This is a genomic window from Streptomyces sp. NPDC001443 (genome assembly GCF_053597355.1).
The window spans coordinates 49,284-70,803 of the sequence record NZ_JBSFIA010000009.1 but is presented as its reverse complement, the minus strand read 5'-3'; the positions used below and the strand labels follow the sequence as shown (position 1 = coordinate 70,803).

At 70.9% G+C, this 21,520-nt stretch carries 15 protein-coding genes; 7 read left to right on the top strand and 8 right to left on the bottom strand.

The window, feature by feature from the left end:
* Nucleotides 1–95: 95 nt before the first annotated feature.
* The 7 genes from ACWC24_RS12820 to ACWC24_RS12790 form a co-directional block, all read right to left on the bottom strand.
* The gene (locus tag ACWC24_RS12820; RefSeq protein ID WP_450662822.1) at nucleotides 96–602 is read right to left on the bottom strand and encodes a hypothetical protein; all 507 of its coding nucleotides are present in this window, start codon (nucleotides 600–602) and stop codon (nucleotides 96–98) included.
* A gap of 54 nt (nucleotides 603–656) precedes the next feature.
* A complete protein-coding gene (locus ACWC24_RS12815) occupies nucleotides 657–1,457 on the bottom strand; it encodes a hypothetical protein (RefSeq protein WP_450662821.1) in 801 nt (266 codons plus the stop codon).
* Nucleotides 1,458–1,657: 200 nt separating this feature from the next.
* Nucleotides 1,658–2,848 (bottom strand): MFS transporter, encoded by a 1,191-nt coding sequence (locus ACWC24_RS12810; RefSeq protein WP_450662820.1) that lies wholly within the window; start codon nucleotides 2,846–2,848, stop codon nucleotides 1,658–1,660.
* A 284-nt stretch (nucleotides 2,849–3,132) separates the two neighbouring features.
* Nucleotides 3,133–4,131, bottom strand: a complete 999-nt coding sequence (gap, locus tag ACWC24_RS12805) for a type I glyceraldehyde-3-phosphate dehydrogenase (protein WP_450662819.1) — start codon at nucleotides 4,129–4,131, stop codon at nucleotides 3,133–3,135.
* 149 nt (nucleotides 4,132–4,280) lie between these two features.
* Nucleotides 4,281–5,237 (bottom strand): GlxA family transcriptional regulator, encoded by a 957-nt coding sequence (locus tag ACWC24_RS12800; protein ID WP_450662818.1) that lies wholly within the window; start codon nucleotides 5,235–5,237, stop codon nucleotides 4,281–4,283.
* Nucleotides 5,238–5,353: 116 nt separating this feature from the next.
* Nucleotides 5,354–6,997, bottom strand: a complete 1,644-nt coding sequence (locus ACWC24_RS12795) for a peptidoglycan-binding protein (RefSeq protein ID WP_450662817.1) — start codon at nucleotides 6,995–6,997, stop codon at nucleotides 5,354–5,356.
* A gap of 807 nt (nucleotides 6,998–7,804) precedes the next feature.
* Nucleotides 7,805–8,284, bottom strand: a complete 480-nt coding sequence (locus ACWC24_RS12790) for an SHOCT domain-containing protein (protein ID WP_450662816.1) — start codon at nucleotides 8,282–8,284, stop codon at nucleotides 7,805–7,807.
* A 332-nt stretch (nucleotides 8,285–8,616) separates the two neighbouring features.
* On the opposite strand from ACWC24_RS12790, the gene ACWC24_RS12785 reads away from it, so the two are divergent.
* The 4 genes from ACWC24_RS12785 to ACWC24_RS12770 all read left to right on the top strand — a co-directional run bounded on the left by ACWC24_RS12785 (nucleotide 8,617) and on the right by ACWC24_RS12770 (nucleotide 15,299).
* Nucleotides 8,617–8,979: a carboxymuconolactone decarboxylase family protein gene (locus ACWC24_RS12785; RefSeq protein WP_450662815.1), complete on the top strand. Its 363-nt coding sequence runs from the start codon at nucleotides 8,617–8,619 to the stop codon at nucleotides 8,977–8,979.
* Between the two features lie 243 nt (nucleotides 8,980–9,222).
* Nucleotides 9,223–10,215 (top strand): polyphosphate kinase 2 family protein, encoded by a 993-nt coding sequence (locus tag ACWC24_RS12780; protein WP_450662814.1) that lies wholly within the window; start codon nucleotides 9,223–9,225, stop codon nucleotides 10,213–10,215.
* Between the two features lie 70 nt (nucleotides 10,216–10,285).
* A complete protein-coding gene (locus ACWC24_RS12775; RefSeq protein ID WP_450662813.1) occupies nucleotides 10,286–13,003 on the top strand; it encodes a cation-translocating P-type ATPase in 2,718 nt (905 codons plus the stop codon).
* A 454-nt stretch (nucleotides 13,004–13,457) separates the two neighbouring features.
* Nucleotides 13,458–15,299 (top strand): SulP family inorganic anion transporter, encoded by a 1,842-nt coding sequence (locus tag ACWC24_RS12770; RefSeq protein ID WP_450662812.1) that lies wholly within the window; start codon nucleotides 13,458–13,460, stop codon nucleotides 15,297–15,299.
* A 4-nt stretch (nucleotides 15,300–15,303) separates the two neighbouring features.
* Here ACWC24_RS12770 and ACWC24_RS12765 read toward each other — a convergent pair whose 3' ends face one another.
* The gene (locus ACWC24_RS12765; protein WP_450662811.1) at nucleotides 15,304–16,137 is read right to left on the bottom strand and encodes a hypothetical protein; all 834 of its coding nucleotides are present in this window, start codon (nucleotides 16,135–16,137) and stop codon (nucleotides 15,304–15,306) included.
* 375 nt (nucleotides 16,138–16,512) lie between these two features.
* On the opposite strand from ACWC24_RS12765, the gene ACWC24_RS12760 reads away from it, so the two are divergent.
* The 3 genes from ACWC24_RS12760 to ACWC24_RS12750 all read left to right on the top strand — a co-directional run bounded on the left by ACWC24_RS12760 (nucleotide 16,513) and on the right by ACWC24_RS12750 (nucleotide 21,507).
* Complete coding sequence (locus tag ACWC24_RS12760) at nucleotides 16,513–17,895, top strand: ricin-type beta-trefoil lectin domain protein (protein ID WP_450662810.1); 1,383 nt, start codon at nucleotides 16,513–16,515, stop codon at nucleotides 17,893–17,895.
* A 142-nt stretch (nucleotides 17,896–18,037) separates the two neighbouring features.
* Nucleotides 18,038–20,188: an RICIN domain-containing protein gene (locus ACWC24_RS12755; RefSeq protein WP_450662945.1), complete on the top strand. Its 2,151-nt coding sequence runs from the start codon at nucleotides 18,038–18,040 to the stop codon at nucleotides 20,186–20,188.
* A gap of 26 nt (nucleotides 20,189–20,214) precedes the next feature.
* Entirely contained in the window at nucleotides 20,215–21,507 is a 1,293-nt protein-coding gene (locus ACWC24_RS12750; RefSeq protein WP_450662809.1) for a ThuA domain-containing protein, read from the top strand.
* Nucleotides 21,508–21,520 lie beyond the last annotated feature (13 nt).

Genomic DNA, 21,520 nt, shown 5'->3' with positions numbered 1-21,520 from the left:
GCGCCGGCCGGGGCGCGCGCCCGCCACGCGCGACGCCCCGGCCGGACTCCCGGTGCGCCCTGCCACCGAGGGCGGCGACGGCCGTCCGGCTCCGGTCAGGCGCCCGCTGCGGGCACGCTCGGCGCGGGCACGGGGGTACGGCCGACCACCGCCAGCAGTTCGAGCGGCAGTTCCGTGTCCGCCTGTCCGACGGTGAGTCCGAGCCAGCGGCCGCGGTCCTCGAGCGGCCAGACCCGCAGGCTCACGGCCAGCTGGCTGAGCAGGTCGAGCGGATCGGGCACCTCCGCCCCCTCGTGGCCGGCTATCAGGTACGACCACAGGTCGACCTCGAACGGATCGCCCCAGCGTGTGGTGAACTGCGCGCCCAACGCGTCGAGGCAGGCCCGCAGCTCCGCGTCCGCCTGGTGCCAGGCCTCGCCTCCGATGTCCTCCCAGAAGTCGTGGCTGGCCCGCAGCACGCGCACATGATGGCCGGGGCCGCCGCTCTCGATGGCGTCGTCGTGGCACGTCGGGGGGAACGGCCGGGCGAGCAGCTCGTCGATCGACGCGAGGCACTCCGCGAGGATCTCGTCCGAACAGCCTCCGGACTCCATGGTGGTCATGAACGCAGACTAGAAGGCACCACTGACAACACCCCGCGGGCGAACCGGCCCTCGTCACGCGGCGCCGCGTGCGGTCAGGGCCTTCGTGAGCAGGACGCCGGCCACGATCAGTGCCACGCCCAGCCACCACACGTCGTCGAAGACCAGGACCGCGATCCCGATCGGCACCAGCAGCCCTGCCAGGGGCAGGAACATCCCGCTCAGCCGCGGCGGCTCCGGCCCCGGAAGGCCCGCCGCGCGCCGGGCGCGGGCCCGTGCGACGTCCGGGTACCAGGCGGTGAAGCGCAGGGCCGCCACGATGGCCAGGATCTGGATGATCCATCCGGTCCAGAGGTTGTTCGGATCGTGCAGGACCAGGTCGCCGTAGGCGCCCGCGACCGCGGCGACCAGGAACGCCAGTCCCCATGCCCCGGTGATGAGGTAGTTGGTGCGCAGGAACGTGGGCGTGTGCCAGTACTCCGGGTCCACCTGCTCGCGCGCGTACTGGAGGGTGAACGGCGTCCCGAAGGCCATGGACCCGAAGGCGATCAGGCAGAGGGCGATGTTGGAGACCTCGCCGGCGTACGTCTCCAGCCAGCGCTGGGTGCCGTCGCTCGCGAGGGCGCCGACGACGGCCAGGGCGGTGAAGAAGGCGATGTCGGCGAGCTCCAGCAGCTTCCAGGAGCTGCCCCGGTTCACGATCCGGCCGGCCGCGACCAGGACGACCGTCGCCGCCAGGGCGAGCACGACCGCGATCTCGAACCTGCCGGGTCCGACCAGCAGCGAGAAGACGATCCACGGCGCCATGCCGACGACGGGATTCCCGAGGAATCCGGCGACCGCACCCCCTGCCGTGGCGGGTGCCTCGGGCTTCATCTCTCCAGGGTGCCCGCGCGGGGCCGATCGGGCCATTCGGAACCCGAGGGACCCGAGGAACCCGAGGAACCCGAGGAACCCGAGGAACCCGAGGAACCCGAGGAACCCGAGGAACCCGACCCGGGCGGCGGCGGAGCCGACGGCACACACGATCCCGGTCGCCGGAGCCGTTCCGCCGTCCGGTCCCGTCCGCCGTGCGCTCAGGTCCGGGCCGGGACCGGTCGTCTGAGCAGATAGACACCCGCCGTCGACACCAGCACGGCCATGCACGCGATGAACACCAGGCCGGCGCCCTCCAGCCCGATCGGACCCGACAGCACCCCCACACCGATCACCGGCACCGAGATGCCCGCGTACGCCACCACGAACAGGGTCGAGACCACGGCCGCGCGCCGGTCCGCGGGAGACGCCTCGGCCACCGCCGACAGCGCCCCGCGGAACGCCAGGCCCTGCCCGAATCCGCCGACGACCGCGCTCAGCACCACCAGCGCCAGCAGCTCCCAGCGCAGGGCGCCCGCCAGCAGCGCGAGACCGATGAGAAGACCCGCGCAGCCCAGGGGCAGCGACCGGCCCACCCCGACCCGGCCGGCGGCGAGTTGTCCGGCCGTCGAGGCGAAGAAGGCGAGCGCCACGACCAGCCCGCTGACCGCGTGGTCGCGTACGTCCAGGGACTCGGCGAGGAAGGCCGGGCTGACCGAGGTGAACACCCCGAACAGGGCGAACCCCACGAAGGAGGCGGTGGCCGCCGGACCGAACACCGGCCTTACCTGCGCGGGAACGCCGGGCCGTTGCGGTCGTACCGTACGCAGCGGCCGTCGCTCCCCGACGGTCTCCGGGAGCCGGAGCAGGACCGCGGCGGAGCAGGCGACCAGGGCGAGGTGCACGACGAACGGCAGGTACAGCGGCCGGGCCGCGTACTGTGCGAGGACTCCGGCGAGCAGCGGACCGCAGCCCAGTCCGCCCATGTTGGCGGCCGTCGCCACGAACGTCGCCCGGGAGGCTCCACCGTCCGGGGCCAGTTCCATCACGTAGACCGTGGCGGCCCCGGTGAACAGACCGGCGGACAGCCCGGACAGCAGCCGCCCCGCGTAGAGGTAGCCGAGTCCGGTGGCGGCGAGGAAGCAGACGGCGCTCGCCGCCGCGAATCCCAGGCCCCACAGCAGCACGGGACGCCGGCCCACGGCATCGGAGGCGTTGCCCGCCAGCAGCAGCACACCGATGACCCCGAAGGCGTAGACGGCGTAGACGACGGTGACCGTCAGCTCGGAGAACCCGAACTTCTCCTGGTAGAGGCCGTACAGCGGAGTCGGCAGCGTGGTGCCGGCCATGCACACGGCGAACACCGCCCCGCCGAGCACACATGCGCGCCACCCTCGGCGATCACCGGCCATGGCGTCGACAGTAACGGGGGCGGGCCGGCGGCGCTGGCCGAATCACCTGCCCGCGGCCGTCGGGCGGTGCGGCGACGCCCGCCGCACACGAAGAACCCCGCCCCGGATCGTCCGGGACGGGGTCTGTTCGAGCGCCGGGCAGGCCTTGCACCTGCATCTCCCCACAGGAAGTGGGGCGTCTTTCCTTGGACCACCAACGCGCGGCGCGGTCACGGTGATCTCGAGATGATCTCGTGGTGCGCTCAAGATCGAGTATAGCGTGCCCGCGCCCTGGTGCCGACCGGTCAGCCGGCGGCGAGGAGTTCGAGCGTGTCGATGACGCGGTTCGAGAAGCCCCACTCGTTGTCGTACCAGGCGACCACCTTCACGTGGCGGCCCTCGACCCGGGTGAGGGCCGAGTCGAAGATGGAGGAGGCCGGGTTGCCGACGATGTCGGAGGACACGAGCGGGAAGTCCGAGTACTCCAGGACGCCGGCGAGCGGTCCCTCGGCGGCGGTGCGGTACGCCGCCAGCACGTCGTCACGGGTGACGTCACGCGCGACGGTCGTGTTCAGCTCGACGATCGAGCCGACCGGGATCGGCACACGGATCGAGTCGCCCGACAGCTTGCCGTCCAGGTTGGGCAGCACGAGGCCGATCGCCTTGGCCGCTCCCGTCGTGGTCGGCACGATGTTGACGCCGGCCGCCCGGGCGCGGCGGGCGTCGCGGTGCGGGCCGTCCTGGAGGTTCTGCTCCTGCGTGTAGGCGTGCACCGTCGTCATGAAGCCGTGCTCGATCCCGGCGAGGTCGTCGAGCACCGCGGCCAGCGGCGCGAGCGCGTTCGTCGTGCAGGAGGCGTTCGAGACGATCGTGTGGACGGCCGGGTCGTACGCGCCGGAGTTGACCCCGTACGCCAGGGTGACGTCGGCGCCGTCCGACGGGGCGCTGACGAGCACCTTCTTCGCGCCCGCGTCGAGGTGGGCACGGGCGTCCTTGGCCGAGGTGAAGCGACCGGTCGCCTCGAGGACGATGTCCACCTCGAGTTCGGCCCACGGAAGCTGCGCGGGCTCGCGCTCGGCGAGCACCTTGATGCGTCGGCCGTCGACGACGAGGACGTCCCCCTCGACGGTGACCGGGCGGCCCAGCCGGCCGGCCGTCGAGTCGTAGGCGAGCAGTCGCGCAAGGGTGTCGGGCTCCGTGAGGTCGTTGACGGCGACGATCTCAAGGGCGCTGTCGCGCTCGAGCAGTGCGCGCAGCACATTGCGTCCGATGCGGCCGAATCCGTTGATGGCGATGCGAGTCATGAGTGATGTCCCTTCGGTTCACCACCAGCGTCGCGTGCCGTCGTGGCGGCGGACAGTGGCGGGATCGCCACGGTTCAAAAGGATCGCGCCATGATCCCCCATGGCTCGCGTCATGGGGTGGCGGTGGTGCATCGCGGCAGGTCGCGGGGTTATTCGCCCTGGGCGAAGGTGCGGCGGTACTCGGTCGGTGTGGTGCCGAGGATGCGATGGAAGTGCAGCCGGAGGTTCGCCCCGGTGCCCAGGCCGACCTCGGCGGCGATCTGCTCGACCCCGCGCTGCGAACGTTCGAGCAGTTCGCGGGCCATGTCGATACGGGCCCGCATGACCCACTGCATCGGCGTGTAGCCGGTCTCCTCCACGAAGCGCCGCGAGAACGTGCGCGGCGAGACCGCCGCCTGCCGCGCCAGGATCTCCAGGGTGAGGGGCTCGTGGAGCCGGTGCAGCGCCCAGGCGCGGGTGTCGGCGAACCGCTCGCCGTGCGGCTCGGGCACGCTGCGCGGCACGTACTGCGCCTGGCCGCCGCTGCGGTAGGGGGCCGCGACCAGGCGCCGGGCCGCGTGGTTCGACGCGGCCACCCCGAGGTCGTCGCGCAGGACGTGCAGACACAGGTCGATGCCGGAGGCGGCGCCCGCCGACGTCAGGACGCTGCCCTCGTCGACGAAGAGGACGTTCTCGTCGACCTGGACCCGCGGGTGCCTGGCCATCAGGGCCCGCGTGTAGTGCCAGTGCGTGGTGGCCCGCCTGCCGTCCAGCAGGCCCGTCGCGGCGAGCGCGAAGGCGCCGGTCGAGATGGCGGCCAGCCTCGCCCCGCGGCGGTGGGCGGCGATCAGCGCGTCGACGACGGCCCCCGGCGGGTCGTCGCGGTCGGGGTGTCGGTAGCCGGGGATGAAGACGATGTCGGCCCAGGCGAGCGTGTCGAGGCCGTGCGCGACATGGTACGAAAGTCCGTCGCCGCCGGTCACCAGACCGGGTGCCGCGCCGCACAGCCGCACCTCGTACGGCATGCTCGCCCGCGTGGAGAAGACCTGCGCGGGAATGCCGACGTCGAGCGGCTTGGCGCCCTCCAGGACGAGGACGGCGACGCGACGCAGACGAGAGGCTGACACGGGGACAGGGTACGCAGGCGCCGCGCGGGCGAGGGCCGCGGACGTGGGACGACGGTGATCCGTCCAGCCGTGACGGCCGGACGGATCACGTCGGCGAAACAGCCCGGTGGGGCCGGTCAGCGGACGCGGATGAAGACCACGTCGTAGCCGCTCGCGGTGGAGCGGTTCTTGACGTAGACGCCGTCCTTGCCGCCGTTGGGGTTGCCGGTGTTGCCCTCGACCGCGGTGAAGCTGGAGCCGCCGCTCCACGAGCGCACGATGCCGATGTGCTCGTGGCCGCCGGTGAAGTCGCTGCCGCCGTTCCAGTCGTAGGCCACGATGTCGCCGGGCTGCGGGCTGTTCGTCACCGACAGGTGGTAGTTGCCGGCCCGCGCCTGCTTGACCCAGCCCGAGACGTAGCTGTTGCGGTAGGAGGTGGCCCCGGTCTGCTGGGCCACCCAGCTCACGAAGGTCGCGCACCAGGCGTAGTTGTTGGTGGACAGGGACAGGCCCACGGCCGCGCCGTAGCTGTTCGCCCGGGCGCTGCCCTCCACCGTGCCGACCTCGGCGGCGGCGACGTCGTAGATCTTGCTGTAGCCACCGCCGGGCGGGGGCGTGGTCGGCGGGGTGACCGCGCCGTACAGCGCCGCCTTGGTGTTCGGCCCTACCTGGCCGTCGACCGACAGGCCCTTCTCGGACTGGAAGTCGCGCACCGCGGCTTCGGTCATCGGTCCGAAGTCGCCGTCCACGGCCAGGTCGGCGCCGTGGTGGTTGAGCAGGCTCTGCAACTCGGTGACGCAGCCGCTCTTCTGGCCCTTGACGATGTTCGACGGGCACGAGGAGGAGTTCAGGTTGATCGGCGCCGGTGCGCCGCTGCCGCCGCCACCGCCGATGTTGGAGTACAGGGCGGCCTTGGTGTTCGGGCCGACCTCGCCGTCGGCGGACAGGCCGCTCGCGGACTGGAAGGACTTCACGGCCGCCAGGGTCAGCGGACCGAACTCGCCGTCCACGTCCAGGTGCTGGCCCTTGCCGTTGAGCAGGGCCTGAAGGGTGGCGACACAGCCGCCGCTCTGCCCCTCCGTGATGTTCGCCGGGCAGGACGCCGACCGCAGGTCGATTCCGGTCGCGGGCGATTCGTCGGTGTTGTAGAGCTCGGCCTTGGTGTTCGGGCCGACCTGGCCGTCGACCGACAGACCGTGCGAGGACTGGAAACTGCGGACCGCGCTTTCCGTGGCCGGGCCGAAATCACCGTCCACGTCGACCGAGTAGCCGTAGTGGCGGAGCAGCCGCTGGAGTTCGGTGACGCAGCCGCTCTTGTTGCCCTGGACGATGTTCGCCGGGCAGGAGGAGGACAGCAGATTGATCGGCGCGGGCGCCGATCCTCCGGTCGCGTACAGCTTCGACTTGGTCTGCGGGCCCACCAGTCCGTCCACCGCGATCGCGGTGGCGGCCTGGTATTCACGGACCGCGTGCAGGGTGGCCGGGCCGAAGTCGCCGTCCACCGTCAGGCCGGCACCGTGCGCGTTGAGCAGGTTCTGGAGTTCCGTGACGCAGCCGCTGTTCTGGCCCTGCTGGATCACGCTGGGGCAGGACGAGGAGGTCAGCTTGATCGGCGCGGGCGCCGCCATCGCCGGAACGGCACCGATCAGGGCGGCCGTCGAGACCATCGCCGTGGTCGCCGCGAGAACACCGACGCGGGCGCGCCAGCCCGGTCTCGCGCTCTTGCTGCCGCGGTCCTGGGCGTGCGATCTGTCGGCAGGAGCGTCAAGTACGTTTCTCATGACTGCGAAATGTCTCCTTCAGCGGATCTGCGGATTACCGGCCGGACTCGCGCCCCGGCAAACGCCTGCCATGGGCACGGAATTCGGCGGGCGCCGAGAGGTTGCAATATTTGTCCGCGTTGGCGCCCTTGTGAGCCAACGATTGCCGCATGTAGTCACGCGGTCACGGTCGTCGAATGTCATGATCGGCCTGCGATTCCGCGCATGACGGTGACACCTCAAAGCGCATGCACACAATCCTGTGAGACATAACTGGCCGGATTGCACCGTGACCCGTGGCCGATAAAAAGCGGCGGGTTGACGGCCTTTGAAGTTTCGACCCATTTCAGCGGTACGGATCATTGCGTCAGACCTGAAGGCGACGTGACCCGTTTGCCGGGCGGGGCGGATATCCGTCCACGGGACGCACCGGATCGGACAATTCCGGAAAGCCCGGTCGACCGGAAGCCGGAACGCGGAAGACCCCGTCCCGGATCATCCGGGACGGGGTCTGCATCGAGCGCCGGGCAGGCCTTGCACCTGCATTTCCCCGCAGGAAGCGGGGCGTCTTTCCTTGGACCACCAACGCGTGGAGCGTGTCTCGCGTTTCCGCGTCTCGCTCTAGATCGACTATAGCCTGCTCGGGGCCGGTTGGGAAAGTCCAGGTGAACCGGGCGTGACCGGCCGACGCGCGCCGGGCGCCGGGCGCCGGGCGCCGCCGAGACGCTCCTCGGCACCCACGAGACGGTCCTCGGCACCGGGTCGACCGGTGCCGAGGACTCGGAGCGCGAGCGGCTGCGGGTCAGGGCCGCCCGTCAGGTGTGCGGGTCAGGGCCGCGACACCCCGCCGGGTTCGGTCGTGGCGGTCGCGGCGGCACGGCCCTGCGGGGCGCTGTCGGTCAGGACCAGTTCCTTCGCCCGCCGGAACTCCTCGTCCGTGATCGCGCCGCGCGCCTTCAGGTCCGACAGCTTGGCCAGCTCGTCGGCGCTGTCGGGCCGGGCACCGGCGGCCGTCTGCGTGATGTAGGAGTCGAACTGCTTCTGCTGTTCACGCGCCTGTGCCAGTTCGCGGCGGCCCATGCCCTTGCCGCGGGCGATGAGGTAGACGAAGACGCCCAGGAACGGCAGCAGGATGACGAAGACCAGCCAGCCGGCCTTGCCCCAGCCGCCCATGTCGTCGTCGCGGAAGATGTCGAAGATGATCCTGAAGAGCAGGAACAGCCACAGGATCCAGAGCCCCAGCCACAGCATGGTCCAGAAGAGGCTCAGCAGCGGGTAGTCGTAGGCGAGATACACCTGTGTGGTCATGTCGTGCCTCCGTTTGGGCGACTGCCTCTCCGCTCCGGGCGATCGGGCCGGGCCGGCGGAGGTGCGTCCTCCGGTCAGCGACCATGGTGCCCCCTGGAACTGCACTCGGCATCCGGCCGCACGGATTCGTCGGGCCGTGCGGCCGGATGCCTCCCGCTCGTCCCGACGGTTGTGACCAGGGCGTACCGGCTGCCGTGGTTCGCCCGTTCGGCTCAGCGGGCGCGACACCGGGACGACACCTACGCTGAGAGAGCCACCCGCCGACCCGCAGGTGTTCCCGCGGGCCGGCGGGCAGTGCGTCTGACATCCCCGGCACCGAAAGGCGGTCCCCTATGGCCACCGCGTCCGACGCTCCGGTCCTCGACACGCTCGCCGCCATGACCATCGACTCCATCGAGCGCTGCAACATGGACGAGAGGACGCTGATCCTCACCCGTATCGCCGCCCTCGTGGCCATGGACGCACCCGCGATCTCCTACCTGGCGCACATGAATCCGGCGGTCAAGGCCGCGCTGACGGTCGAGGAACTCCAGGACGTCCTCATCGCGATCGCCCCCGTCGTGGGCACCGCACGTGTGATGTCGGCCGCGAGCCACATCACCCACGCGTTCGGTGTCGCCATCGAGCTGGCCGAGGCGGAGGCCGAGGCCATCGCCAACGCCGAGGCGGAAGCCCAGAGCCACCGCCGGTCCTGACCCCTCCTGAGGGGACGGTCGCGTCCGCGACCGGGTTCCGGGCCACAGGAGAGGGCGTCGCCCCTGAACACCGCACCGGTGTTCGGGGGCGATGCATGTCGTGGGTCTCCCCGGCCGACTCCAGCGGGCGATCTTGTCGGGTCGACCCGAGAATGAGCGGGAGCACCCGCTCGCCGGCCATGGCGCGAGGCGGGTCCGCGCGGTCCGGAGGTCGTCGGACATGGCATCGGGAGCTGATCCGTGATGGCGGACGAGAGAGCCGAACGCATCGCCGAGTTCATCGCGCCGCTCCGGGTGAAGCCGGGGTCGAAGGTCCGGCTGGGCCGGGACTTCGACCCCCGTTACAAGGCCGGAGTGAAGAAGCGGGACGGGGCCGAGATGCTGCGGGCCGGGGTGTCCCTGCTGGCCGAGTACCAGGAACGGCTGGCCGCCCAGGACACGTACGGCGTACTGCTGTGCCTCCAGGCGCTCGACGCCGGGGGCAAGGACGGGACGATCCGTCATGTGATGAGCGGCGTCAATCCGCAGGGCGTGCGGGTGAGCAGCTTCAAGGTGCCCTCCGCCGAGGAGCTCGACCACGACTATCTGTGGCGCTACGCGCAGCGGCTCCCCGAGCGCGGCGAGATCGCCATCTTCAACCGGTCGCACTACGAGGAGGTGCTCGTCGTACGGGTGCACCCCGAGCTCCTCCTCCGGCAGAAGCTGCCCGGCAGCGCGGACGAGCCGGACGTGTGGCAGCGCCGCTACCAGGAGATCAACAACTGGGAGCGCTACCTCACGGACAACGGGTTCAAGGTGGTGAAGGTCTTCCTGAACCTGTCGAAGGAGGAGCAGCGCACCCGCTTCCTCAAGCGCCTCGACCTGCCGGAGAAGAACTGGAAGTTCTCCGCCGCCGACGTCAGGGAGCGGCGGTTCTGGGACGACTACCAGTACGCGTTCTCCCAGATGCTGTCGGCCACGAGTACGAAGTGGGCGCCCTGGTACGTGGTGCCGGCGGACCGGAAGTGGTTCGCGCGGATCTGCACGGCGGCGATCCTCGCGCACACCCTGATGGACATCGACCCGCACTACCCGGTGGTGACGGAGGAGGCGCGCAAGGAACTGCTCGCCACCAGGCGGGAGCTGGTGGAGGAGGCGCCCCCGGGCGTTCCCGCCGACCCGTACGCGGCACAGCGTCCCGCGAAGAACGCGCAGGCGTCCGACGCCGGGGCGCCGGCCGGGAAGAAGCGCCGTTAGGCCGCCGACAGGGCCGGGTGGTACCGGCCGCGCAGGTCAACGCAGGGCGACGACGGTGCAGGAGGATTCCGTGGGCGAACAGACAGTGGCCGGTCAGGACACCCAGGACGACTGGTACGCGCGTTCCCCCGAGGAGGCCGTGCGCGCCCTCGGTGTCGATCCGGCGGTCGGGCTCAGCGCGGCGAGGGCCGCCGAACTGCGTACCGCGCACGGCCCCAACGCGCTCCCGGAGGAGGCCAGGGTCCCCGCCTGGCGCCGGTTCCTCGGGCAGTACCGCAGCTACATGCAGATCGTCCTGGTGGTCGCGGCGGTGGTCTCGCTGCTCATCAAGGAGTGGACCACCGCGGTGCTGCTGCTCGCGCTGACCCTGCTGAACGCGGTCGTGGGGCTGCGTCAGGAGGGCAAGGCCGAGAGCGCGATGAACGCGCTGAAGTCGATGATGAAGGCCACGGCCCGGGTGCGCAGGGACGGTACGGAGGCGCACATCCCCGCGGAGGAGCTCGTCGTCGGCGACATCGTGCTCATCTCGGCCGGTGACCAGGTCCCGGCGGACGGACGCATCATCGAGGCCAGCGCGCTCCAGATCGACGAGTCGGCGCTCACCGGCGAGAGCCTGCCCGCGTCGAAGGACGCCGCGACGCTGCCGGGCGGGCGCGAGCTGCCGCCGGGCGACCGGACCAACACGGCGTTCATGAACACCCCGGTCACCCATGGCAGCGGACTGCTGGTGGTGACCGCGATCGGTGCCGACACCGAGCTCGGCAAGATCTCCGGGCTGCTGTCCGCCACCGAGAAGGAGGTGCCGCCGCTCACCAAGGAACTCGACACGCTGACGCTGTGGATCACGGGCGCGGCGGCACTCACGATGGTCGTGATGTTCGCCCTGGGACGCAACCGGGGCCAGGCCTGGGACACCCTGTTCGTCAGCGCGGTCTCCCTGGCCATCGCCGCCATTCCCGAGGCCCTGCCGACGGTGACCCAGGCGATCCTGTCCGTCGGAAGCCTCAACCTGGCCAGACGCAACGCGATCGTCAAGGAGCTGCCGTCGGTCGAGACGCTGGCGTTCACGTCGGCGATCAACTCGGACAAGACCGGCACCCTGACGATGAACCAGATGACGGCCGTCGAGGTGCTCAGTCCCACCGACAAGTACACCGTCTCGGGTACGGGATACGGCCTGGAGGGCAAGGTCCACCATGCGGCGGGGTCCTCCGCGGGCATCGAGGACGCGATCCTGCCGTACGTCCTGGCCAGTGACGCGAAGCTGGTCGACGGTCAGGTGGTGGGCGATCCGACCGAGGGCGCGCTGCTGGTCCTGGCCCACAAGGCCGGGCTGGACACGGACACCACCAGGGAGGGACTCCCCCGCATCGCGACCCTGCCGTTCGACCCCGAGTACAAGCTGATGGCCACCTTCCACTCGGCGCTCGACCCCGCGGGCCGCCCGGTCGTCCGCTGCTTCGTCAAGGGTGCGGCGCCGGCAGTCATGGCCCGGGTCGACACCGCGCTCGCGGCGGGCGAGACCGTGCCGTGGGACGCCGATCTGCTGGGCCGGGCCCAGGCGCAGATCGAGCGGATGGGGGGCGAGGGACGCCGGGTGATGGCCGCGGCCACCCGGGACCTCGACCCGGCCGGTTTCGATCCCGAGGGCGACCTGCTCGGTTATGTCACCGAGCTGCGGATGAGCAGCCTCGTGGCGATGGTGGACCCTCCTCGTGAGGAGTCGAAGTCCGCGGTGGCGGACGCCCAGGCCGCGCACATCCGGGTCCGGTTGGTGACCGGCGACGACGTCACCACCGGGGCGGCGATCGCCCGGCAGATCGGCATCCCCGGCGAGGCCGTGCTCGGCGCCGACTTCGCCGCGATGAGCGAGCCGGAGCGGATGACCCGGATCGACGCCATCGGTGTGCTGGGCCGGGTCGCGCCGGAGCACAAGGTGCTGCTCGCCGACACGCTGAAGAAGAAGGGCGACGTCGTCGCGATGACCGGGGACGGCGTCAACGACGCGCCCGCCATCAAGTCCGCCGACATCGGCATCGCGATGGGCAGCGGCACGGACGTGGCGAAGACCGCCAGCCGCATGATCCTCTCCGACGACAACTTCGCCACCATCGTCTACGCCGTGGAACAGGGCCGGACGATCTACGACAACCTCACCAAGTACATCCGGTTCGTGCTGCTCCTGCTGGTCACGTTCGTGCTGACGTTCCTCGGCGCCACCGTCTTCAACATCGCCGCGGGAGAGCCCTTCACCCCGCCGCAGGTGCTGTGGATCCACTTCGTCGTCAACGCCTCCTTCGGCTTCGCGCTCGGCTTCGACCAGGAGAGCCCGGGGCTGATGCGCCGCCGGCCGCGGCCGCGCGGGGAGACGGTGCTCACCCGGTCCGTGCTCCTCACGGTGGGGCTCTCCGGGCTGGCGATCACCTGCGTCCTGCTCGGGCTGATCAAGCTGGGCCAGGCCCACTTCGGCAGTGCCGCGACCGGTCAGTCGATCGCGTTCACCGCGTTCGCGCTCTGTCTGATCGTGGCCGCGTTCGAGTGCCGCAGCGAGACGGACTCGGTGCTGACGCCTGCCACGTTCGACAGCAGGCAGATGAACTGGGTGGCCCTGGCCCAACTGGTGCTCTCGGTCCTGGTGACGCAGTTGGACGGCTTCCGCCATCTGCTCGGGACCACCTCGATCGACGCCCGTCAGTTCGGCTGGGCCCTGCTGTCCGCCGTCGCCCTGCTGGTGGTGTGGGAGCTGGGCAAGCTGGTGGCCCGCCGGCGGATGAGGAACGGCGGGTGAGCGGGGGCCGCCGGGCGGAACCGGTACCGGCAGGAGCGATCCCGCTGCGGGCGTCGCGGATGCGGCAGGTCCCGACGGAGCGCGTCCGGCCGGGAAGGATCCGGACGGGAAGGATCCGGCTACGGCGGTTCGGACTACGACGGTTCCGGCTGGGCAGGGTCCGGACGGGGAGGATCCGGCTGCGGCGCATCTGGCTGCGCCGGATCCGGACGAGGCGGATCCTCATGGAACGCGCCCCGGCGGAGCACCTCCGGACAGGATGGATCCTGACGGAAAGCATCGTGACGGAGCACGTCCGGACGGATTGGATCCGAACGGGTTGGACCCGGACGGAGGGCATCCGGACGGAGGGCATCCGAGCGAGGCGGATCCTGGCGGAGCACATCCGCGCGGGGCGGATCCGGGCGAGGCGGATCCCGGCGAGGCGGATCCTGGCGAGGAGGAGGGACGGTCCGTGACCCACCGGCACGGCGGTCGCACGGTCGCGTCCCGGCTGCGGGCCGTTCCCGGGATCCGTGCCCTGTCGTCGTACCGGCGCGAGTGGCTGGTCAAGGACCTGGTCGCGGGCGTCGTCCTGACCACGCTGCTGGTGCCGCAGGGCATGGCGTACGCCGAGTTGGCGGGTCTGCCGAGCATCACCGGCCTGTACACGACGATCCTCTGCCTGATCGGCTACGCGGTGTGCGGCCCTTCGCGCATTCTGGTCCTCGGCCCCGACTCCTCGCTGGGGCCGATGATCGCCGCCACGGTGCTGCCGCTGGTGGCGGCGGGCGGGGATCCCGACCGGGCGGTCGCGCTCGCCTCGGTGCTCGCGCTCATGGTGGCGACGATCATGATCCTGGCGTCGGTGGCGAAGCTCGGCTTCATCGCCGACCTGATCTCCAAGCCGACGATGATCGGCTACATGAACGGCCTGGCCCTCACCATCCTGATCGGCCAACTGCCCAAACTGCTCGGGTTCAAGGTCGAGGCGGACACCCTGATCGGGGAGTGCGTGGGTCTGGTGCGGAAGCTGGCCGAGGGGGCGGTGGTGCCGGCCGCCGCCGCGGTCGGGATCTGCGGGATCCTGCTGATCCTGGTGCTGCAACGGCTGGCGCCGAAGGTCCCCGCGGTGCTCGTGATGGTGGTCCTCGCGATCGCCGCCACCGCGCTCCTCCACCTCGGCGAACACGGCGTCGACCTGGTCGGCGAACTGCCCGCCGGTTTCCCCCCGTTCACGATCCCCCAGGTCCGACTCGCCGACCTGCTGCCGCTGTTCGGCGGCGCGCTGGGCATCGCCCTGGTGTCGCTGGCCGACACGATCTCCAACGCGTCGGCGTTCGCGGCCCGTACCGGACAGGAGGTCCGGGGCAACCAGGAGATGGCCGGGGTGGGGGCGGCCAATCTGGCGGCCGGTCTCTTCCAGGGCTTCCCGGTCAGCACCAGCGGCTCGCGTACGGCGGTGGCGGAGCGGGCCGGGGCCAGGAGCCAGCTCACCGGCCTGGTCGGGGCGGCGCTCATCGTCCTCATGCTCGTGCTGGTCCCGGGCATGTTCCGCAATCTTCCCCAGCCGGCCCTCGCCGCCGTCGTCATCACCGCCTCGCTGTCCCTGGCCGACGTGCCGGGGACGGTACGGCTGTGGCGGCAGCGCAGAACGGAGTTCCTGCTGTCGGTCGCGGCCTTCCTCGGCGTGGCGCTGATCGGGGTCCTGCCGGGCATCGCCGTCGCCGTGGCGCTGTCCGTCCTGAACGTCTTCCGGCGCGCCTGGTGGCCGTACAACACCGTGCTGGGACGGGTGGAGGGGCTGGAGGGCTACCACGACGTCCGTTCCTACCCGGACGCGGGCCGGCTTCCCGGGCTGGTGATCTACCGGTTCGACGCGCCGCTGTTCTTCGCCAACGCCCGGACCTTCCGCGACGCGATCCGGCGGATGGCGCGCGCCGAGCCGCGACCGCGCTGGATCGTGATCGCGGCGGAGCCGGTGACCGACGTGGACACCACCGCCGCCGACGTCCTCCAGGAACTGGACGTGGCACTCAACGCCGAGCACGTCCATCTGGTGTTCGCCGAGCTGAAGGACCCCGTGCGACGCAAGATCGAACAGTACGGGCTCACCCGCACCATCGACCCGCGCCACTTCTTCCCCACCGTGGAGGCCGCCGTCACCGCCTTCCGGCTGACCACCGACGCGGAGTGGGCACCGCCCGCCGCCGACGGACCCGCACCGTCCGGCCCCGAACAGCCGCCCGGCGCCCCCGAACCGCCCAACGGTTCCGGCCCCGGCCTCGCGGGCCCTCCCCCGGGCCAGGAGCGGTGAGCCGTCAATCCTGGGCGGCACCGGCCTCCTGGGCGTGGCGCTCCTCGATGCGCGCGACGACACGCCGCCGGGCCAGCCTGCGCGCCGCACCCAGTCTGGCGTCGGCGGCGAGCAGCGGGACCCACAGCAGCCACCCCCAGAGGCTGTAGGCCACCACGCCCGTCTCGACGAGCACCCGGTTCACCGTGAGGGCCGCCAGGGGGGTGGCCACGTACAGGGCCGCGCGGTGGGTCAGAAGGAGGCGCAGAGGTGCGTTGGCCCAGCCCTGGAGCAGTTCGAGGGCCGCCTCCGGTTCCGCCGCCTTCAGGTCCTCTCCTCCGGCCTCGGACGCGCCCTCTCGGGCGGCGCCGGACCGCAGCGCTTCGACGACCTGTTCATTGAGCTCGGGCATCTCGGCCTGCCGCATCTCGCTCCGGCCGACGGCGGTGCCGAAGTCGTCCCAGTACCCCCGGCCGGCCCAGCCCAGGGCGTCGTCGACGCGCTCGCGGTGAGGCGACCCGGCCGGGGCCAGCTCGTCGATGCGCGCCCTGAGCGAGCCGACGCGTGCGGCCCGGGCCGGGTGGTCGAACGCGTCGGCGCGCAGGCACAGCTCGAAGTAGCAGACGTGCAGGCCGAGATCGTCCGGGGCCAGTGCGAGGCCCTTGCGGTAGGCGCGTTCGGCCTCGGCGTCATGGTCGTCCTCGTCCTCCGCGGCATGGGCCTGCCCCAGCCAGCGGTAGAGCGTCGCGGACGGCCCCGCCTCGTCGAGTCCCGTCCGCGCCGTGCGCCGGACGGCCGCGAAGCCGCCGACGGCGAAAAGCTCGGAACACCGCTGCGCGTACGGCTGCGCCGGCTCCATGTCCCACTCCTGTCGCGCGGACGGGCGCTCTCGGCCGCCGCCGGATTCCCGTCACAGCCGAAGCCCAAGATCCACACAGGGTATGAGCATGACACACCCGGACCGGACGGCACGTCGGCGCACCCGCCCCTGACGCGACGTCGGGCCGTGGCCGACCACAGCCGCGACTCCGTGCACTCACAGGGCTTCCGGCACCTATGCGCCTTCAACTCATCGCAGACACAGGTGAATTTCGAAGCACAGTTGCTTCACAGCTTGACGGCTGTGGTTCAGACCTTTAGGTTCCCGAGCACCGCGGTTCCATGAATGCGCTCACCATTCATGTACGTGAACACCCCCCACCATCAGCATCCAGCGGAAGGCTGTGACTCCCTGATGACCGGACGACTCCCTGCACGCTCGCGCGCGTTACGCGGCACCCTCACCACCGCTCTGCTCGCCCTCTCGGCCGGCGCCCTCGGGACGGCCCCGGCCGCCGCGGCCACCGGCACGATCACCGGCCTCGCGGGAAAGTGCCTCGACGTGGCCGGTGCGAACCCGGCGAACGGTACGGCCGTACAGCTCTACGACTGCAACGGCACCACCGCCCAGCAGTGGACGGTCGGCACCGACGGGACGGTCCGGGCACTCGGCAAGTGCCTCGACGTCACCGGCAATTCGACCGCGAACGGGGCCAGGCTCCAACTGTGGGACTGCACAGGCGGCGCCAACCAGAGGTGGACGGTCTCCGCGGCCCGCGACCTCGTCAACCCGCAGGCCGACAAGTGCGCGGACGTCACGGGCAACTCCTCCGCGAACGCCACCCCGGTCCAGCTGTGGACCTGCACCGGCGGCGCCAACCAGAAGTGGACCGCACCCGCGGCCGGAGGCGGCGGCACGACACCCGCCGCCCCCATGGCCGTCGCGCCGTACCTGTACAACGGGTGGGGAAACCCGCCCAGCCCCACCACCGTCATGAACGCCACCGGTGTGAAGTGGTTCACGCTGGCGTTCGTGCTCAGCAACGGCTACTGCAACCCGCAGTGGGACGGCAGCCGCGCCCTGACCGGCGGCGTCGACCAGCAGACGGTCACCACCGTGCGCGCGGGCGGCGGTGACGTCATCCCGTCGTTCGGCGGCTACAGCGGCAACAAGCTGGAGAGTTCCTGTTCCAGCGCCGGGGAGCTGGCGGCCGCGTACCAGAAGGTCGTCAACGCCTACGGCCTCAAGGCGATCGACATCGACATCGAGGCCGACGCCTACAGCAGCGCGACGGTCCAGCAGCGCACCGTGGACGCGCTGAAGACGGTCAAGGCGAACAACCCGGGCCTCAAGGTGTACGTCACCATCGGCACCGGGCAGAGCGGCCCCGACACGAGCCTGATCAACCGGGCCGCGGCGTCCGGGCTGACCGTGGACAGCTGGACGATCATGCCGTTCGACTTCGGCGGCGCGGGACAGAACATGGGCACGCTCACCCAGCGGGCCGCGGAGGGCCTCAAGACCACGCTGAGGAACGCGTACGGCTACAGCGACGACCAGGCGTACCGCGACATGGGCATCTCCTCCATGAACGGGATCACCGACCAGAACGAGACGGTGACCGTCGCCGACTTCCAGGCGATCCTCGGCTACGCGCAGCAACACCACCTGGCCCGGCTGACGTTCTGGTCGGTCAACCGCGACCGTCCCTGCACCGGCGGCGTCGCCGACAGCTGCTCCGGAGTGGGGCAGCAGAACTGGGACTACACCCGCGTCCTCGCGAAGTACACCGGCTGACCCTCCGCACCACCCGGGCCCGCACCGCCCGGGCCCCGTGCCATCAACCCCCCACCATTCCAGGAGAGTTCCTGTGTCCAGATCCAGCAGACCGCCGTCCGGCCGTCCCCGGACGGCGAGGACGGTGTCCGTGGTCGCCGTCATGGCGGCGACGGTGTCCTGTCTGACGCTCGCCGCGCAGGACCGGGCGTCCGCCGCGGCCGCCGCACCGCCCACCGGCTGGGCCACCGTCGTCAACGCGGGCAGCGGCAAGTGCGTCGACGCCCGCGCGGCCGGGACCGCGGACGGCACCGTGGTCCAGCAGTACGCGTGCAACGGCAGCCAGGCCCAGCAGTGGCGGGTGACGGCCACCTCCGGCGGGTACGCCCGCGTCGACAACCGGACCGACGCCACCAAGGCCTGGGACGTCACCGGTGTCTCGACGGCCGACAGCGCGCCGGTACAGCTGTGGACGTACGGCGGCGGTGCCAACCAGCAGTGGCAGGCCGTGGCGGAGGCCGGCGGCGCCTACCACTTCGTGAACCGCAACAGCGGCAAGTGCCTCGACGTACCCAGCGCGTCCACCGCGGACAGCGTGCAGCTCCAGCAGTACACGTGCAACGGCACGGCGGCCCAGTCCTTCCGTGTCACCCCTGTCGACGTGACGCCGCCGCCCGGCACCCCGGACCTCGGCCCGAACGTCACCGTCTTCGATCCGTCGACACCCGCGGCCACCGTCCAGAGCAGCCTCGACGCGGCCTTCGCGCAACAGGAGACCAACCAGTTCGGCACCGCCCGCAAGGCCTTCCTGTTCAAGCCCGGCACCTATGACGCCAACGCCAATGTCGGCTTCTACACCCAGGTCGCGGGTCTCGGCCTCTCCCCCGACGACGTGAACATCCGCGGTTCGGTGCACGCCGAGGCCGACTGGTTCCAGGGCAACGCCACCCAGAACTTCTGGCGGTCCGCGGAGAACCTGTCGGTGACCCCGACGGGCGGCGCGGACCGCTGGGCGGTGTCGCAGGCGGCCCCGTACCGGCGGATGCATCTGCGCGGCAACCTCGCCCTGGACGACGGCGGTTGGTCCAGCGGCGGCTACATGGCCGACACGAAGATCGACGGGCGGGTCGACTCGGGATCGCAGCAGCAGTGGCTGTCGCGCAACACCGAGTGGGGAAGCTGGACCGGCTCCAACTGGAACATGGTGTTCGTCGGCGCCAGGAACGCGCCCGCGAACAGCTTCCCCAGCCCTCCGTACACCACCGTCGCACAGGCGCCGGTCACCCGTGAGAAGCCCTTCCTGTACGTCGACGCGGCCGGCGCCTGGAAGGTGTTCGTACCCTCGGCGCGTACGGACAGCAGCGGCACGACCTGGAGCGCAGGCACCCCGGCGGGCACCTCGCTGCCCCTGTCCGACTTCTTCGTCGTCAAGCCGGGCGCCACCGCCGCGCAGATCAACGACGCGCTCGCGCAGGGCAAGAACCTGCTGGTGACACCGGGGGTCTACCACCTCGACCAGACGCTGAAGGTGAACCGGGCCGACACGGTCGTGCTGGGGCTGGGCCTCGCGACGCTCGTGCCCGACAACGGGATCACCGCGGTGTCCGTCGCCGACGTCGACGGCGTCCAGCTCGCGGGCCTGCTGATCGACGCCGGGACCACCAACTCCGCGCAGCTCATGGAGATGGGCCCGAGCGGCTCCGCAGCCGACCACGGCGCCGACCCCAGCGCGCTGCACGACGTGTTCTTCCGGATCGGCGGCGCGGGCGTCGGCAGGGCGACAACCAGCCTGACCGTCAACAGCGACGACGTCATCGGCGACCACCTGTGGCTGTGGCGCGCCGACCACGGCAGCGGGGTGGGCTGGACCAGCAACACCGCCGACACCGGCCTGGTCGTCAACGGCGACGACGTGACGATGTACGGCCTGTTCGTCGAGCACTACCAGAAGTACCAGACGGTCTGGAACGGCAACGGCGGCCGCACGTACTTCTACCAGAACGAGATGCCGTACGACCCGCCCAACCAGGCCGCCTGGACGAACGGTTCCACCCAGGGCTACGCCGCCTACAAGGTGGCCGACTCGGTGACGAGCCATCAGGTGTACGGATTCGGCAGCTACTGCTACTTCAACGTCAACTCCGCCGTCGCCGCCGAGCGCGCCATCGAGGCCCCGAACAACGCGAACGTGCGGTTCAAGGACATGGTGACGGTCTCCCTGGGCGGTACCGGCACGATCCGGCACGTCGTCAACGACCGGGGCGGGCCGTCCAACTCCGCCACGAACGTCGCCAATCTCGTCAGCTACCCGTGACCCCCGCGGAGAGGACCGGTCAGTCCGTGAACACCTTCACCTCCGGTACGGCACGCGCGGCCCTGCGGGTCGTCCTGCTGCTGGCGGCGCTGCTCACCCTCGCCGCACCGCCCGCCGCCCGGGCGGGCACGGCGGCCACCCCGTTCAAGGTGCTGGCGCTCTACAGCGGCACCTGGGACGCGGCGCACATCGACTTCGACAAGGAGGCCAACGACTGGTTCCCGCGGCAGGCCGCGGCGAACGGCTTCACCTACACGGCCAGCACCGACTGGAACCTGCTGAGCAACGGCGGCGTCAACGCCTACCAAGTGGTGCTGTTCCTCGACGACCTGCCGCAGACGGCCGCCCAACGGGCCGGCTTCGAACAGTACATGCGGGGCGGCGGCAGCTGGCTGGGCTTCCATGTCTCGGCCTTCACCACCGACGCGGCCGACTGGCCCTGGTATCACAACCAGTTCCTCGGCAGTGGCGACTTCCGCTCCAACACCTGGGGGCCGACCTCGGCCGTGCTGAAGGTCGAGGACCGCACCCACCCGGCCACCAGGAACCTGCCGGCCACGTTCACCTCGGCGGTCAGCGAGTGGTACGGCTGGTCCAACGATCTGCGCCAGAACCCGGACATCAAGATCCTGGCCTCCGTCGACCCCAGCAGCTTCCCGCTGGGCACCGACCCGAACCAGAGCTGGTACGGCGGCTACTACCCGATCGTGTGGACGAACACGAAGTACCGGATGCTGTACGCGAACTTCGGCCACAACGCGATGAACTACGACACGAACACCCGTCTCTCGTCGACGTTCGCGAGCGAGACCCAGAACCGGTTCCTGCTGGACGGGCTGAAGTGGCTGGGCGGGGCCGACGGCACGACCCCGCCGGGCGACCCGATCTCCGACACCGCCTGGTACTCGCTGACGAACGACGGCAACGGCACCTGTGTGGACGCCCGTTCGGCCGCCACGGCGAACGGGACCGCGATCCAGCAGTACGCCTGCAACGGCACGCAGGCACAGCAGTTCCGGTTCCGCCCGACCGACAGCGGCTACCGGCAGGTCGGCGTACGCGGCAACCCCGCGCAGGTCATCGACGTGACCGGCGTGTCCACCGCCGACAACGCACCGCTGCAACTGTGGAGTTACGGAGGCGGACAGAACCAGCAGTGGCTGCCGGTCGAGGAAAGCCCCGGGCACTACCGCTTCACCGCCCGGCACAGCGGCAAGTGCCTGACCGCGGCGGGCGGCGCGGCGAACAGCGTGCAACTCACCCAGCGCGCCTGCGACGGCAGCGCCGCACAGCGCTTCACCCTGACGGCACACCCCTGACCCTGTCCGCCTG